The 15,771-nt window shown below is 45.3% G+C and carries 15 protein-coding genes and 1 tRNA gene; 14 read left to right on the top strand and 2 right to left on the bottom strand.

The features are described 5' to 3' along the window. The first annotated feature begins 41 nt into the window (after positions 1–41). The 3 genes from fadI (at position 42) to QMA41_RS05790 (ending at position 4,124) form a co-directional block, all read left to right on the top strand. On the top strand, positions 42–1,349 hold the full coding sequence (gene fadI, locus QMA41_RS05800) for an acetyl-CoA C-acyltransferase FadI (RefSeq protein WP_281629091.1): 1,308 nt from the start codon (positions 42–44) through the stop codon (positions 1,347–1,349). Further along, complete coding sequence (gene fadJ, locus QMA41_RS05795; protein ID WP_281629090.1) at positions 1,349–3,472, top strand: fatty acid oxidation complex subunit alpha FadJ; 2,124 nt, start codon at positions 1,349–1,351, stop codon at positions 3,470–3,472. The genes fadI and fadJ overlap by 1 nt, the downstream gene beginning before the upstream one ends. Positions 3,473–3,575: 103 nt before the next feature. Then, a complete protein-coding gene (locus tag QMA41_RS05790; protein ID WP_019277862.1) occupies positions 3,576–4,124 on the top strand; it encodes an NAD(P)H nitroreductase in 549 nt (182 codons plus the stop codon). A gap of 42 nt (positions 4,125–4,166) precedes the next feature. Here QMA41_RS05790 and QMA41_RS05785 read toward each other — a convergent pair whose 3' ends face one another. Beyond that, a complete protein-coding gene (locus tag QMA41_RS05785) occupies positions 4,167–5,042 on the bottom strand; it encodes a LysR family transcriptional regulator (protein ID WP_019277863.1) in 876 nt (291 codons plus the stop codon). Positions 5,043–5,286: 244 nt separating this feature from the next. On the opposite strand from QMA41_RS05785, the gene QMA41_RS05780 reads away from it, so the two are divergent. The 7 genes from QMA41_RS05780 (at position 5,287) to recR (ending at position 10,920) form a co-directional block, all read left to right on the top strand. Then, positions 5,287–6,387, top strand: a complete 1,101-nt coding sequence (locus tag QMA41_RS05780; protein ID WP_006959399.1) for a response regulator — start codon at positions 5,287–5,289, stop codon at positions 6,385–6,387. 166 nt (positions 6,388–6,553) lie between these two features. Further along, positions 6,554–6,685: a hypothetical protein gene (locus QMA41_RS05775; RefSeq protein WP_006959397.1), complete on the top strand. Its 132-nt coding sequence runs from the start codon at positions 6,554–6,556 to the stop codon at positions 6,683–6,685. Between the two features lie 47 nt (positions 6,686–6,732). Next, positions 6,733–7,098: a YbaN family protein gene (locus QMA41_RS05770; RefSeq protein ID WP_050778619.1), complete on the top strand. Its 366-nt coding sequence runs from the start codon at positions 6,733–6,735 to the stop codon at positions 7,096–7,098. A gap of 162 nt (positions 7,099–7,260) precedes the next feature. Next, the gene (gene apt, locus QMA41_RS05765; RefSeq protein ID WP_019277864.1) at positions 7,261–7,806 is read left to right on the top strand and encodes an adenine phosphoribosyltransferase; all 546 of its coding nucleotides are present in this window, start codon (positions 7,261–7,263) and stop codon (positions 7,804–7,806) included. Between the two features lie 12 nt (positions 7,807–7,818). Then, positions 7,819–9,903: a DNA polymerase III subunit gamma/tau gene (gene dnaX, locus QMA41_RS05760; RefSeq protein ID WP_281629089.1), complete on the top strand. Its 2,085-nt coding sequence runs from the start codon at positions 7,819–7,821 to the stop codon at positions 9,901–9,903. A 71-nt stretch (positions 9,904–9,974) separates the two neighbouring features. After that, complete coding sequence (locus tag QMA41_RS05755) at positions 9,975–10,304, top strand: YbaB/EbfC family nucleoid-associated protein (protein WP_006959389.1); 330 nt, start codon at positions 9,975–9,977, stop codon at positions 10,302–10,304. A gap of 16 nt (positions 10,305–10,320) precedes the next feature. Beyond that, positions 10,321–10,920, top strand: coding sequence for a recombination mediator RecR (recR, locus tag QMA41_RS05750; protein ID WP_006959387.1), 600 nt, complete (start codon positions 10,321–10,323; stop codon positions 10,918–10,920). Between the two features lie 48 nt (positions 10,921–10,968). On the opposite strand, the gene folD is transcribed toward recR, so the two are convergent. Next, the gene (gene folD / locus QMA41_RS05745; protein WP_006959385.1) at positions 10,969–11,832 is read right to left on the bottom strand and encodes a bifunctional methylenetetrahydrofolate dehydrogenase/methenyltetrahydrofolate cyclohydrolase FolD; all 864 of its coding nucleotides are present in this window, start codon (positions 11,830–11,832) and stop codon (positions 10,969–10,971) included. Positions 11,833–12,033: 201 nt separating this feature from the next. On the opposite strand from folD, the gene QMA41_RS05740 reads away from it, so the two are divergent. The 4 genes from QMA41_RS05740 (at position 12,034) to QMA41_RS05725 (ending at position 15,771) form a co-directional block, all read left to right on the top strand. Further along, positions 12,034–12,110: transfer RNA gene (locus QMA41_RS05740), tRNA-Arg, on the top strand. Between the two features lie 201 nt (positions 12,111–12,311). Further along, positions 12,312–12,920: a DUF2913 family protein gene (locus tag QMA41_RS05735; RefSeq protein ID WP_281629088.1), complete on the top strand. Its 609-nt coding sequence runs from the start codon at positions 12,312–12,314 to the stop codon at positions 12,918–12,920. Positions 12,921–13,416: 496 nt separating this feature from the next. Beyond that, entirely contained in the window at positions 13,417–14,889 is a 1,473-nt protein-coding gene (locus QMA41_RS05730; protein ID WP_281629087.1) for a protein adenylyltransferase SelO, read from the top strand. Positions 14,890–15,048: 159 nt separating this feature from the next. Further along, the gene (locus QMA41_RS05725; protein ID WP_281629086.1) at positions 15,049–15,771 is read left to right on the top strand and encodes a response regulator; all 723 of its coding nucleotides are present in this window, start codon (positions 15,049–15,051) and stop codon (positions 15,769–15,771) included.

Below are 15,771 nucleotides of genomic sequence, written 5' to 3'. Positions count from 1 at the left end.
CAATGTTTCTGGTCAGACCTCTTATTCTTAAAGGAGAAACAATGGGCAAGCAGGAAGTGAAAACGCGTTCCGGAGAGCGCGTCGCAGTCGTCGCTGGTTTGCGTACGCCATTTGCACGCCAAAGTACTGAGTTCAGCCAAGTTCCAGCGGTTGATCTAGGTAAAATGGTAGTGAGTGAAATGATGGCTCGCACCGAGATTGATCCAAAGTTGATTGATCAAGTGGTATTCGGTCAGGTTGTGCAAATGCCGGAAGCTCCGAACATCGCACGTGAGATTGTATTAGGTACGGGAATGAACATTCATACCGATGCCTACAGTGTGACGCGCGCTTGTGCGACGAGCTTTCAGTCTGCAGTGAATGTGGCAGAGAGCATTATGTCAGGCACTATCGATGTAGGTATCGCGGGCGGTGCGGATTCTTCTTCTGTTTTACCTATTGGTGTTTCTAAAAAGCTTGCCGCAAATCTTCTGGCGCTGAGCAAAACTAAAACCATGGGCCAAAAGCTCAAAATTCTTAAAAGTCTATCATTTAAAGATCTGATGCCGGTACCTCCAGCGGTTGCAGAGTACTCAACAGGCTTGTCGATGGGCCAAACTGCTGAACAGATGGCGAAATCACATTCGATTACCCGTACAGAGCAGGATGCGTTGGCGCATCGATCTCATACTCTTGCCGCTCAAGCTTGGAATGACGGGAAAATTGAAGGGGAAGTCATGACGGCATTCCCTGAACCGTACAAAAAGTGGATCTCGCAAGATAACAACATTCGCCATGACTCTACCCTTGAAGGTTACGCGAAATTACGCCCTGCTTTTGATCGTCAATATGGCAGCGTAACCGCAGCAAACAGTACTCCACTTACAGATGGCGCAGCGGCAATTATGCTGATGCGTGAAGGTAAAGCGAAAGAGCTGGGCCTTGAAATTATGGGCTACATCCGCTCTTACGCATTCTCTGCTATTGGGGTTGAAACCGATATGCTGATGGGGCCTTCTTACTCAACACCGATGGCGCTCGACAGAGCGGGTATTGAACTGTCCGACCTTACTTTGATTGATATGCATGAAGCATTTGCTGCTCAAACCTTATCCAATGTGAAGATGTTCGCTTCTGATAAGTTTGCACAAGAGCAACTGGGTCGCTCTAAAGCGATTGGTGAAATCGATATGGATAAGTTCAATGTGCTTGGTGGTTCGATTGCCTATGGTCACCCATTTGCAGCCACTGGCGCACGAATGATAACTCAGACGTTAAGAGAGCTAAAACGTCGAGGTGGTGGACTGGCGCTGAATACAGCGTGTGCCGCAGGTGGTTTGGGTGCAGCTATGGTTTTGGAGGTTGAGTAATGAGCGAGCAAAAAGCGTTTGAGTTAAAAATAGACGAACAAGATATCGCCTGGCTGTCTATTGATGTTCCGGGTGAGAAAATGAACACTTTGCAGGCTGCGTTTGCTCAGGAAATGGAAGACATCTTTACCCAACTGAAGGAGAAAAGCTCCTCAGTAAAAGGTTTGATTGTCCACTCTCTGAAACCAGATAACTTCATCGCAGGTGCTGATGTTAGGATGCTGGACGCATGCAATAGTGCTTCAGAAGCTCAAGCTTTAGCTGAGCAAGGCCAGCAGATGTTTCAACAGCTCTCTGACCTACCTTATCCTGTTATCGCTGCTATTCACGGCCCTTGCCTAGGTGGCGGTTTGGAACTTGCTCTTGCATGTGATTACCGAGTTTGTACCAATTCAGATAAAACCCGTTTAGGTTTACCTGAAGTACAACTTGGACTTCTACCGGGTTCTGGCGGTACGCAGCGATTGCCACGCCTTGTCGGCTTGTTACCATCTCTGGATATGATTCTTACAGGAAAGCAGTTACGCGCTAAAAAAGCCAAGAAGCTTGGTGTTGTGGATGCTGTGGTACCTGAGACTATTTTACTTGAGGTTGCGAAGAGCTTTGTCGAAAAGCATGCTGGAAAATCGCGAGCCAAACGTAAGGTTTCAACGAAAGAGAAACTGATCGCTAATACCGGCCTTGGTCGTAAAGTGATCTTTGAACAAGCGTCTAAGAAGACCATCGAAAAGACTCGTGGCAATTACCCAGCGGCAGAGGCAATCCTAGAAGTGATTCGCTACGGTTTAGAGAAAGGGTTTGAGAAAGGCCAGCAAAAAGAAGCGCAGCGCTTTGGTGAGTTAGTAATGACCTCTGAGTCGAAAGCACTTCGCTCTATTTTCTTCGCGACAACTGAGATGAAGAAAGAGAATGGCAGTGATGCTGAGCCTAAAGCAATTGAACGTGCGGCGGTTCTTGGTGGTGGCCTGATGGGTGCTGGAATTAGCCACGTCAGTGTCTCGAAAGCGAAAGTTCCAGTGCGTATTAAAGATGTCTCTAATGATGGTGTTCTTAACGCATTGAAGTACAACTACAAGTTGTTTGATAAGCAGCGTAAGCGTCGCATTATTTCTAAAGCACAACTGCAGTCCAAAATGCTTCAAATGTCAGGTGGTACAGATTTTACCAGTTTCAATCACGCGGATGTTGTCGTTGAAGCCGTATTTGAAGATTTGAACCTGAAGCAGCAAATGGTTGCTGATGTGGAAGAGAATGCGAAAGATACCACTATTTTTGCTACTAATACCTCTTCGCTGCCTATTCATCAGATAGCGGACAAAGCGCAGCGACCTGAAAACATCGTAGGTCTTCATTACTTTAGCCCAGTAGAAAAAATGCCGTTGGTTGAGGTTATTCCTCATGAAACAACGTCTGATGAAACAATCTCGACTGTAGTTGAGTTTGCACGTAAGCAAGGTAAAACGCCGATTGTTGTTAAAGATTGCGCAGGTTTCTACGTGAACCGTATTCTTGCTCCGTACATGAATGAAGCAGCGCAAGTGTTGATGTCTGGTGAGCCGATAGAGCAATTGGATAAAGCTTTGCTGAACTTTGGCTTCCCAGTAGGCCCTATCACCTTGCTTGACGAAGTCGGTGTCGATATCGGTGCTAAGATTATGCCGATTCTGGTTGAAGAATTAGGCGAACGTTTCCAAGGTCCTGACGTGTTCGATATCTTGCTGAATGACAATCGTAAAGGGCGTAAGACAGGTAAAGGTTTCTATACCTATAAAGGTAAGAAGAAGGAAGTCGACAAGTCAGTGTATAAGCTATTGAGCTTATCACCAGAGTCTAAGATGGCAGAGAAAGACATCGCGATGCGCTGTGTGCTACCTATGTTGAACGAAGCGGTTCGTTGTCTGGACGAAGGCATTATTCGTAGCCCTAGAGACGGTGACATTGGTGCTATTTTTGGTATTGGCTTCCCTCCTTTCCTTGGCGGCCCTTTCCGCTACATGGATCAGATTGGCGTGAAGAAACTGGTAGAAATGATGAACGAGCACGCACAGAAATATGGTGATCGTTTCGCTCCATGTGACGGTTTGTTGACCCGAGCAGGGTTAGAGAAATCGTTCTACGAGTAATACACGACTAGATGACACTAAGGCGAGCCGTAAGGTTCGCCTTTTTTGTAACCTGAGGTTATGATCAAACTAAAGCAATTATAAAACTCAGTAAGGATTTCAAATGGATGCTTTAGATTTGTTGCTCAACCGCCGTTCGATAGCAAAACTGTCTAGCCCTGCGCCAGAAGGTCATGTGCTTGAGAACATAATCCGCGCAGGATTGAGAGCCCCGGATCATGCAGGCCTGACGCCTTGGCGTTTTGTTATTTCCCAGGGAGAGGGGCTGAACAAACTGTCAGATATTCTGGTTTCAGCGGCCAAAGCAGAGAGCAGCGAAGAAGCGGTAATAGAGAAGCTGAAAAATGCGCCATTCCGTGCACCTATGGTTATCACAGTGATTGCAAAAGTCACTGAGCACGAAAAAGTACCGGCACTAGAGCAATACTTATCTGCGGGTTGTGCGGTTCAGGCGATGCAAATGGCGGCAGTTGCTCAAGGCTTTCAAGGTTTTTGGCGTTCAGGCAAGTGGATGTTCCATCAAGCGGTTCATCAAGCATTTGGACTGGAAGGCGACGACGAAATTGTCGGTTTTCTCTATTTGGGTACACCAGCTTGCACACCGATGAAGGTACCAGAGCGCGACCTGAGTAAGTTTGTTGAGTATCTGTAGGGATTAGGAAAAGAGCTTGGTTTGTCCAAGCTCTTTTTTCATCTAGTGAATATTGTAGGCAATAACAAAGTCGATAAGTAAGCGTACTTTTTCTGGTAGGTGATCTTTATGATTGTAAAGCATATAGATATCGCGGGGGTTCGCACTCCAGTCTTCGAGTACGCGCGTTAAACTGCCATCTTCAATGTACTTTTTAAGCATGGCATCTGGCATAAGGGTTATCCCTAATCCGTTGGAACACGCGCTGCGTACGACATCAAGAGTACTTGCTTGGAAGCGTCCTTTGTCATTGTTGACGACGGTTTCACCATTGCTGTTGGTGAGTTGCCATTTAAGAAGAGGTGCACCTTTTAATAGGGAATGATTGTGTAAATCTTCTGCATGTTTTGGAGTAGGGTTATTTTTTAAGTACTCAGGGCTGGCAACTAATATGTCCTCAACTGAGCTTATCTTACGCGCAATCAGGCTTGAATCTCTCTGAGGGCCGACACGGAAAATGACATCCCACTCTGTCGGATCAAGTTGATCAGCATGATTGCTAGTCGTCAGTTCAATGTTGATGTCAGGGTAGTGTTTCATAAACTCATTCAGCATGGGCATCATTCTACGCTTAGTGAGGTTTGAGGGTGCGGAAATGCGGATTTTGCCTGCAGCGCCTCGGCATTCGTCAGTGATCTCTTCGGCTGCAGAGGTTAATCGGTTGAGTAGGGGAGAGCATTCGTTGTAGAAACGTTCACCGGCTTCCGTAAGGGAAAGTTTACGAGCATGGCGGTTTAATAACCTAAGGTTAAGTGCCTCTTCTAACGCTTGTATGCGTCGTGTGATTGTTGCAACGGGAATCATCGTCTTGCGAGATGTCGCAGTATAACTCCCATTTTCAACGACTAGCCTAAAAAGGTTGAGATCATCTAATTTCATTACGTCCGACACATTTTTTTACGAATTTGGGTAATTTATATCTATAACAGATGTCAAAGGTTGAGTCACATCAACAAGTTTTACGATCTTTGACATTGCATACATATAGTATGCAACAAGGGCGCAAAGTGGAAGATTTGTATAAATACACTTTCGCGACTACTTTTAAATGAGTGTTTGAAACAATTTACAAAAACAATAATAACAGCAGTTGTACGTTTTTAGTTGCGTGAGGCGAAGGTTTATGCATAAAACATATGAAGTGGCGACAACGCCCTCAACTCAGCTGGCTGCCAGCCAAAAATTGATCATGCTAGTCGATGATGATCCTGTCTTCCGTAAGATCACTTGTGGATTCCTTAAGGCTCAAGGTTATCAGGTTGTCGAAGCTGAAAATGGTTTAGAAGGTCTGAAAAAGTTAAGAAGCGCTGAGCCAGATCTCATCCTTTGTGATCTGTCTATGCCTGTTTTAGACGGTATCGAATTTGTTGAAGAGGTGAGTTTAGAGTACCCATCTCTTCCTTTAATTGTGGTGTCAGCAACAGATGAAATGTCTGATGTTGCTAAAGCACTTCGCTTTGGTATTAAAGATTTCCTACCAAAACCAATTTCTAATCATGAGCACCTTGCGAGTGCGATCGAAAATACACTTGATGATTCAGACAACCATCTGTGTGACCAGCGTGATTTCGCCAGTCAATGGTTTCGTGTAGACAGTGGCGATATGCCTGAAGAGCAGGAATTACATTGGCACCTAGAATATCTCGAAGATAATCCTATGGCTGCGAAAGATTTACTTCACGCATTACTTCCAGATAAGGATACCTCTCAGGGGGATTGGAAGTGCAGCTACCGCTTGTTGCAGTCAACAGATGTTATGCCTTTGGTGTTCGATTATGCGTGGCTAATGAATGGTCAGTTTGCGTTTTATCTTGTTGATTCAGCAAGTGAAGGCCAGCATGGTGCGGCAACTACTTTACTAGTCCGCGCTCTATTCCATGACTATTTACGTAACCTTAAATGTTTTAACGCGGATCTCAAAGACATTGCAGATTTGCTGGAGAAAGGTTTAGCCTGTTCAGACTGTGCTAGCCCAGTACATGCCATGTTTGGTATTGCTGATGTCTCTGAAGGTACTTTGTCTATTTTGCCGGCAGGGCTGGATGCCCAATGGTCTAATGGCTATTTTTCTCAGCACATCCCGGCGGGTGTGAGGCTAGGGGATAGTTGCGCGAAGAACTTTATTACCACCGATTTGCCAATACAGTCTGCTTGCCAGCTAACTTTGAGCTGTCTTGGGTCAAGTAGTTTCAGCTTGGACATTTTCCGCGGAGGCAGTGCATAAGCGCTGCCTCGTTATTGAGCTCAATATCGAAATAACCCTTCTTTTGCTCGGTGTTTATGAGCAAGAGATTAAGGTATAGTCCGCCAAAACAAAAATGACCCAATGTTTTAACGAAAGTTTAACTCGTGGTTTGAAAAATCGTCACTTACATTAGAGAAGTAATCCCATGGCAGACAAAGATTTCAAAGAACCTTATAATATTTTCTACTTTCTAGGTTTTATTGCAGCTCTATTGATTCCAACACTACCAGCCACTTTAACTTGGATTCGTGTAGTGAACGGATACGCGGGCTTCTAACTGATTTTTCGGAGCTTACCATCAGTATTCAAAGACTTGGTTTAAATATTGTTGGTGGCTTAAGTTTGTGCCTGGGCTTTCTGGGCATATTCCTCCCTCTCCTCCCAACGACTCCTTTTATTCTTCTTGCTAGCGCTTGTTTTATGCGCAGCAGTCCAACTTTTCATCGTTGGTTGCATGAACACAAAACGTTCGGACCTATTCTAGACAATTGGCATCAGCACGGCGCAGTAACCAGTAAAGTAAAAACACGTGGTGCCATCTGTATGGTTGCGAGTTTTACTTTTTCTATTTGGATTGTTCCTCACTTTTGGTTAAAGATTATGCTGGTGGTTATGCTGATCATCTTATTGACTTGGTTTATTCGTTTGCCTGTGATTGAGCGCCTTGCTGACAAGCAAGAAAATCACTAAGATTGCAGGGAAGTGTGCCCGCTCTTCGAGTGGGCGTTTGTTATTGTAGGCACAGATAATTTAAGTCAGCTGTTAATGACCCAATTGTGCTGAGAACCTCGCTAGCGCTTGCCACATAATGACACGATAAGGTATACGCTTAGCCAATCTAAGAAATGAGTTATGACAACTGAAACAATCTCACTGATCAAATCTAGCATCAAAAGTATTCCAGACTATCCAAAGCCAGGCATTCTCTTTCGTGACGTGACCAGCTTGATGGAAGACGCTCCTGCTTACCAAGCGACGATCCAACTATTAGTTGAGAAGTACAAGGACATGGGCTTTACCAAGATTGTTGGTACAGAAGCGCGTGGTTTTCTTTTTGGCGCTCCTCTTGCACTGGAATTAGGGCTAGGTTTTGTGCCTGTGCGTAAACCGGGTAAATTGCCACGTGAGACGGTTGCACAATCTTATGAGCTTGAGTACGGCACTGACACACTGGAAATCCACACTGACGCGATTTCAGAAGGTGATAAAGTGTTAGTTGTTGATGATCTTCTTGCGACTGGTGGCACTATTGAAGCTACCACTAAACTGATCCGTCAGTTGGGTGGCGTTGTAGAACATGCTGCATTCGTTATCAATCTTCCAGAGATTGGTGGTGACAAGCGTCTAGAAGGTTTAGGCCTCGACGTATACAGTATTTGTGAATTTGACGGCCATTAATCGGATATATTCATGAGTTATCTTGCTTTAGCTCGAAAGTGGCGACCTACAAAGTTTAATGAAGTTGTAGGGCAACGCCATGTTTTGACAGCATTAGAAAATGCTTTAGCCCAGAACAGGCTTCATCATGCCTACTTGTTTAGCGGGACACGTGGTGTCGGTAAAACGACCATAGGTCGATTGTTTGCCAAGGGGCTGAACTGTGAAACAGGGATTACCGCTACGCCATGTGGCATCTGTGATACTTGTAGAGAAATCGATGAAGGTCGATTTGTCGATCTATTAGAAATCGACGCAGCGTCACGCACTAAAGTTGAAGATACTCGTGAATTGCTTGATAACGTGCAATACAAACCTGCACGTGGTCGATTTAAGGTCTATCTAATAGATGAAGTTCACATGCTCTCGCGCCATAGTTTTAATGCGTTGCTTAAAACACTTGAAGAGCCGCCTGAGTATGTGAAATTCCTTCTGGCGACAACCGATCCTCAGAAACTGCCAGTTACCATTTTATCTCGCTGTTTGCAGTTCCATCTAAAGCCAATCAGTGTTGATAATATCCATGAGCAATTGGATCATATTTTAAAGCATGAGCAAGTTTCTTCTGAGCCCCGAGCGCTTGGAATGATTGCGCATGCCGCAGATGGCAGTATGCGTGATGCACTAAGCTTAAGTGATCAGGCTATTGCATTGGGGAATGGGCAGGTGCTTACCGACAGTGTGGCGCATATGTTGGGTACACTGGATACCGATCAGGCGTTGCATTTGCTCGAGGCGATCAGCTCAAAGCAACCTCAGGTTGCGATGGACAGTTTATCGGCTTTAGCGCAAAACGGTGTTGAATGGGATGGGCTACTCCAACAGCTTGCGACTCAATTACATCGCCTCGCAATGTATCAGGCACTGCCTGCTACCTTGGACAAGGCGCAGCCTGACGCTGAGAAAATAGAGCTGTTGAGCCGTGCTTTAGCACCTCAAGATGTTCAGTTGTATTATCAAATTGCTTTGAAAGGCCGCCAAGATCTACCTTTAGCGCCTTCAGAGCGCATCGGCCTAGAGATGGTCGTACTGAGAATGATGGCATTCAGACCGTCGGCAAAACCTCAAACACATGCTATCTCGACAGATGTTGATCCGTCAGAGCCGGAGACTCAAGCGCCAGTTTCTCAACCTGTCTCTAGTGCGCCCACACCTAATATAACTCCGCCCGCTGTGCCATCGCCTTCCTATCCGCAGGAGCGAGATGAATTACCTCCGGCTGGTTATATGCCTGAGCAATATAGTCCTGAGCCTATGGATTACGCTCCTCCGCAGCATGACGCACCGATTCAATCTATGCCTCAAGAGCAGCAGGTTCCGCCTTCAGTGCAACAGAACCAACCTACATCGCCTGTGAGTGGATTGCGTCACCAGCTTCGTTCTCAACGCAAAGGGAACAATCAAGGAAATACGCCAAAAAAGGCTAACGCGACATCAGCAAAAAAATCAGATTCTGTTCTTGACCGAGTTGCTCAGCGACACTCAGGAACTATGCCGGTGTCGCCATTGTCAAACTCACAATCAGTAGCGACACCTGAGCCGGATAAGAATGAGCCTTATCAGTGGAAGCCGACACTGCCTCAAGTCGAAAAACAGGGCAGCGAACTTACTCCAACTCAGATAAAAAAGGCGTTGGAACATGAAAAAACGCCTGAAATGGCTCAAAAATTAGCAGAAGAGAGCCTAGAGAAAAATGAATGGGCGAAGCTGATTAGCCAGTTGGATACGGCAAAGCTGACCGAACAATTGGCTCTTAACTCCCATTTTGAAAAACAAGGTTCTTCAATTGCACTGACATTAAGGCCTCAGCAAGCGCATTTAAATACTGAGCGCGCGCAAAGTGAATTACTTGAAGCAGTCAACAGAGCTACTGGTGAGGAGTGCCATCTTGCTGTTGAGATAGGCGACAGTGGAGAAACACCTCTAGAGCTTAGAGAAAAGCTTTATCAAGGTAGATTGCAGCAGGCTTTTGTCAGCCTAGAAAATGACAGTCATGTCCAGTTTATAGAGCAGCGATTTGCTGCAGAACTCGATAAAGACAGTGTACGACCAATTTAAGTCTGGGGTTGAAAATTCACATTTCGACCCCATCTATTAACGAAATAAGCTAAATAACCAGAGAGATAATCATGTTTGGTAAAGGCGGTATGGGCAATCTAATGAAGCAAGCCCAGCAAATGCAAGAGCGTATGCAAAAGCTTCAAGAAGAAATTGCAAATATGGAAGTGACTGGTGAGTCTGGTGCTGGTCTAGTAAAAGTCACTATCACGGGTAGCCACAGTGTGCGTCGCGTTGAGATTGATGAAAGTCTGATGGAAGACGACAAAGAAATGCTAGAAGACCTTATCGCTGCTGCTTTCAACGACGCTGCTCGTCGTGTTGAAGAAACTCAGAAAGAAAAAATGGCTGGCGTGACTGGAGGTATGCAACTACCACCAGGCATGAAAATGCCTTTCTAATCGATAGGGTTAGTTAATGCGCACCAGTCATATGCTGGAGCAATTGATGGAGGCCTTACGTTGTCTGCCTGGGGTTGGCCCCAAGTCGGCTCAGCGTATGGCCTTTCATTTGTTACAGCGCGATAGAAAGGGTGGTTTGCAGCTAGCGGACGCGTTAAGCCAAGCGATGACGGAAATCGGCCACTGCAATGAATGTCGCACCTTTACCGAAGAAGAAACGTGCCATATTTGTACCAATCCTAAACGTCAGGAAAATGGTCAAATTTGTGTGGTTGAAAGCCCGGCTGATATAGCTGCAGTGGAATCCACAGGTCAGTTCTCTGGTCGTTATTTTGTTCTTATGGGTCATTTGTCACCACTTGACGGAATTGGTCCGAGTGATATAGGCCTTGATGTGCTCGATTACCGCTTACGCCGAGGTGATGTCTCCGAAGTCATTCTCGCGACTAATCCAACGGTCGAAGGGGAAGCAACGGCTCACTATATCGCTGAATTGTGTAAGGAACATCAGGTTCAGGCGAGCAGAATTGCTCATGGTGTCCCTGTTGGTGGTGAATTGGAGCTGGTGGACGGAACAACGCTTTCACATTCCCTATTAGGCCGACAAAAGCTGTGATTCATATCGGATGATTGAAAAAGCCACTCTTGCGAGTGGCTTTTTTTATTATTTCTTTTTGGTGTGAAACTGTTCACAAGCCAACATAGTGTTCTCAATCAAGCTGGCCACTGTCATTGGCCCGACGCCACCAGGAACGGGAGTAATAAAGCTCGCGCTTTCCTTTGCGTTTTTGTAATCGACGTCACCGACTAATTTACCAGATTCTAAGCGGTTGATACCGACATCGACCACCACGGCTCCTTCTTTGATCCAATTACCTGGAATAAAATTAGGTTTACCCACAGCCACTACCACCAAGTCTGCTTGACGAACATGGCTTTCTAGATCTTTGGTGAATCGGTGGCAAGTGGTCGTTGTACAGCCAGCTAGCAGAAGTTCAAGCGTCATAGGGCGGCCAACAATATTGGAAGCACCAACAACAACAGCATGCATACCGCGAAGATTAATATTGTAGCGGTCAAGTAACGTGATGATGCCTTTTGGTGTGCATGAACGAAGCTTAGGAATGCGCTGAGCAAGACGACCAACGTTATAAGGGTGGAAACCATCAACGTCTTTTTCTGGGTGAATACGCTCTAAAACATGTGTTGCATCGATACCAGCGGGTAATGGCAACTGGACCAGAATGCCATCAATTTCTTCGTCAGCATTCAACTCATCGATTAGAGACAGCAACTCTTCTTCTGATGTTGAAGCGGAAAGATCAAATGATTTTGATACGAATCCTACTTCTTCACACGCGCGGCGCTTGCTTCCAACGTACACTTGCGACGCTGGATCTTCACCGACCAGCACAACAGCCAGGCCAGGCGCTCTTAAGCCCGCATTAACCCGAGCTTTTACACGAGCGGCAACTTCCGATCGAACGGTTTGAGAAATAAGTGTTCCATCAATATTTTGAGCAGTCATGGCGTTCCTTTAAATAGAATGGCTATTTAGTTGCTGCGCATTGTCGCAAAAAATTTGACGAACATCTAGAAGCAAACGTTTGCTTTGGGGTGTTTTTAATCAAAATGAAGTTCGGTGACCTTTTTTTAGTCATTCAGATCAGAATGTTAAGAAAAGACCTTGTTTTAAGGACTCGAACTCGTATAATCCTTTTCCTGTAGCGCGCCCTTAGCTCAGTTGGATAGAGCACGTGCCTTCTAAGCATGTGGTCGCAGGTTCGAATCCTGCAGGGCGTGCCATTTATTTAGAAACCCTGATAGCTTAACGGCTGTCAGGGTTTTGTCGTTTCGTAGAAGGATGAAAATTGGGTCGCAACCATAGCGTGACGATTGCACTAAATTCGACCTGTACATAAGCTGAGCTTTTCTGTAGCATGGCGTTCCTTCTCAATGTACGTAAATTGATTAAAGCTTGAACAGGGCACCATACGTTCAGACAACATGCGCAGTATCCATACCAAAATTAAACCCGAGTTTGAGCCTCTCCTGTCTGAGCTAGCATTGCATGCATTGCTTCATCTGCACACCAATCACTCTGCACAGGCTTTAGGCCGAAAGTCACGTTCGGACATTAACGACATTCTCTCTGCTTGGCTGAACAAAGCAGCTAACAGTAAGAAATATAAGCCTTTTAAGAAGAAAGTCCGCTCTCTGGTTAGCCACGCTCGATCTCAGCGTCTGGATATGGAATCAATGCTTGGTAATCTGTTCTCGCCCATTCATGGTGATGAATTGCCGCATCTAGATAGCTTTTTATTGCTGATTAACATGCTAGAGAAGGAACTCAATACGACGGTACTGGTGTCTAGTGCAGAGGAGGTGGACTTAACCTTTAATCCTAAAGGTTGCCTATTGTGTGTGCTGTCACCGGATTTGAATGCGCATTTTGACAATCGCAATCGTCTATCTGCTGATATTTCAATGCTATTTCGTGGCACTCGTGGCGAAAAGCATGCCATTCTTCGAACCATTTACGCTTCTGCAATTTTTGAACATAAAGTTGATTACGAAGATGATAACTTTGTGCGTATTAGCTTAGGCTTGAAATAATTAATTGCTTCCCACCTGTTCGAGCCTAAAATTCGATTGTTGTTATTTGATTCGAGTTTCGCGAATTTTAGCCGCAATTTAACTACAAAGTTTGCACTGGAACCAATTGTTTACACTTTTAAAAACTCAAAAAAACTAGCCTAAGCTCTCAAATTTTTCAGATTGTCATAAAAATTTAATCTTGGTGTGTATTGAGAAAAGTCTTCGAATTCATCATATTGTAATTAAGATGTAATAAAAACAACGAGGAGAACGTATGCAGCATCAAGAAATGATCCAACCTTCTAACTTTGGCGTTATCAGCCGTACTTGTCTATTTTCACTTGTTGGTATTGTGGGTGTTTTTGCTCTCATCTAACATTGGACGTCAGTGAAGCTAAGCCTTAATAAGTGTGTAACTACTTACTTTTAGAGTCATTTATTAGGGCAGCTTTCAAAGCATATCTATCCGCTTTATGCTACTTTCTGCGATAACAGCTTTGCAAATGGACTGTATATGTCTTCTCTGTCGTCGCTCAACCTTAATTACCGCTTTAGTCAATTTCCTTCAGCATTCTATACCCATGTTCAGCCGCAAGCGCTCGACAACAGTCGATGGGTGGCTTGGAACAGTGAGTTTGCTCGCCAATTCGCTCTGCCTTTGCAAGCGCCACAAGGCTCACTGAAATCTTTTCTTGCCGGCGAACTTAAACCTATGCCTACCCCTTGTTTGGCCATGAAGTATGCGGGTCATCAGTTTGGTATCTACAACCCAGATTTAGGTGATGGCCGGGGATTGTTGCTGGGCGAAATTTCTAATCAGTCAGGCATCTTATTTGACATCCATCTTAAAGGTGCTGGGTTGACGCCTTATTCGAGGATGGGCGACGGGCGCGCGGTACTGCGCTCCACGATCAGAGAGTATTTGTGCAGTGAGGCAATGGCAGGGTTAGGTATCCCAACGACACGGGCGTTAGCGATGTTAACCAGTGATACTCTTGTTTACCGTGAAAAAGCCGAGCAGGGTGCGCTTCTACTACGAATGTCTCAGAGTCATATTCGCTTTGGACACTTTGAGCATTTCTTTTACACCAATCAGATAGCCGAACTGAAGTTGCTAGCGGATAAAGTGATTGAGTGGTACTGGCCGGACTGCATCGAGACTGACAAGCCTTACTTAGCGATGTTTGAACATGTGGTCAAAGGTACAGCGAACTTGATTGCGCACTGGCAGGCTTATGGTTTTGCACACGGTGTGATGAATACCGACAATATGTCTATTCTTGGCGAGACGTTTGATTATGGCCCGTTTGGATTTCTCGACGATTATGATCCTAGCTACATCAGCAACCACTCTGATTACGAAGGCCGCTATGCGTTCGACCAACAGCCTAGAGTGGGATTGTGGAACTTATCGGCCCTTGCCCACGCGTTAACCCCGCTCATTGAGAAGAATGACTTAGAATCTGCACTGGAGCAGTATGAAGGCATACTTGGCAAGAGTTTCAGCCAACTAATGCGAAGCAAACTCGGCCTTCAGAGCAAGCGAGAAAAGGACAGTGAGCTCTTCCAATCGATGTTCAAATTGTTAGAGAAAAACCAAGTCGATTATACACGCTTTATGCGTGAGGTATCCAATCTAGACCGTAAGGATCCCCAAGTCGTGGTCGATTTGTTTGTCGATTGCGAAGCGGCAAAAGCTTGGCTGGAAGCCTATCTTGCCCGATGTGAACAAGAGGTCGATGAATTTGGTTCTCCTATTGAGGCATCAGAGCGCTGCGAGGTAATGCGACGTGTGAATCCCAAATACATATTGCGTAATTATCTCGCTCAGCTGGCGATCGATAAAGCGGAAGACGGTGATTTTAGTGAAGTGAACCGAATCACTGAACTACTCAAATCCCCTTATGACGAGCAGCCAGACATGGACGAGTACGCTAAGCTGCCACCCGAATGGGGGAAGAAAATGGAGATCAGCTGCTCTTCCTAATTGACCTCTCTTGTGAAAAAGCACTGAATTACTTTTATATTTGTTAATAGGTTGTGATCTGAATCTGTTTTGTGATCAAATAATCCAATTTTATCAATCTGCCCCATTCCTATTAATCTCTAAACTAGAGCCAGACATCGTAAGTAATAATTGAAGTGAATGAACGCAAAGATACTTGTTGTAGATGATGATCTAGAAATTCGGGAGCTGTTGGGTGAATACCTAACCAAAGCGGGTTATCAGGTCAACGCCGTGGCGGATGGCGAAGAATTAAAGGCGCACCTTGATCAAGAAGGCTACCCCGATATGGTGCTTCTTGATGTGATGCTACCGGGTGATGATGGCTTTACCTTGTGCCAACATATTCGTCGCGACTCGAATGTACCTATTATTATGCTTACCGCAGTGTCGGACGAAACTGATCAGATCATCGGTCTGGAAATTGGTGCCGATGACTACATTGCCAAGCCATTTAATCCACGTCAGCTCATCGCTCGAATCAAAGCAGTCTTGCGACGGGTTCAAGTCAATGAAGATAAAAGTTCAGACGCTCTACCAAAACAGATTACGTTTGGCGACTGGCAACTTGATACCTTAGCGCACAAAATTACCCATAGTGATACCCAAGAAGAACACGATCTGTCGGGCAGTGACTTTGCACTCTTAATGCTGTTTCTCTCGCGCCCGAATGAGGTTTTAGATCGCGATACGATCTCTTTTGCGACCAGAGGGCGAGAGGCACTTCCCTTTGAGCGAGGTATTGACGTCCAGTTGAGTCGCTTGCGTCAGCGTCTGGGTGATAGTGGTAAATACCCGCAATATATTAAAACTATGCGTGGAAATGGTTACATCCTCGCCGTACCAGTCAGTATCGAACATTGA

Origin of the sequence: Vibrio sp. St2 (assembly GCF_947311885.1) — a bacterium.
Taxonomy (GTDB): Bacteria; Pseudomonadota; Gammaproteobacteria; order Enterobacterales; family Vibrionaceae; genus Vibrio; species Vibrio coralliilyticus.
Note: the sequence above shows the minus strand (reverse complement) of the source record. Positions and strands in the feature narration are given on the sequence as shown.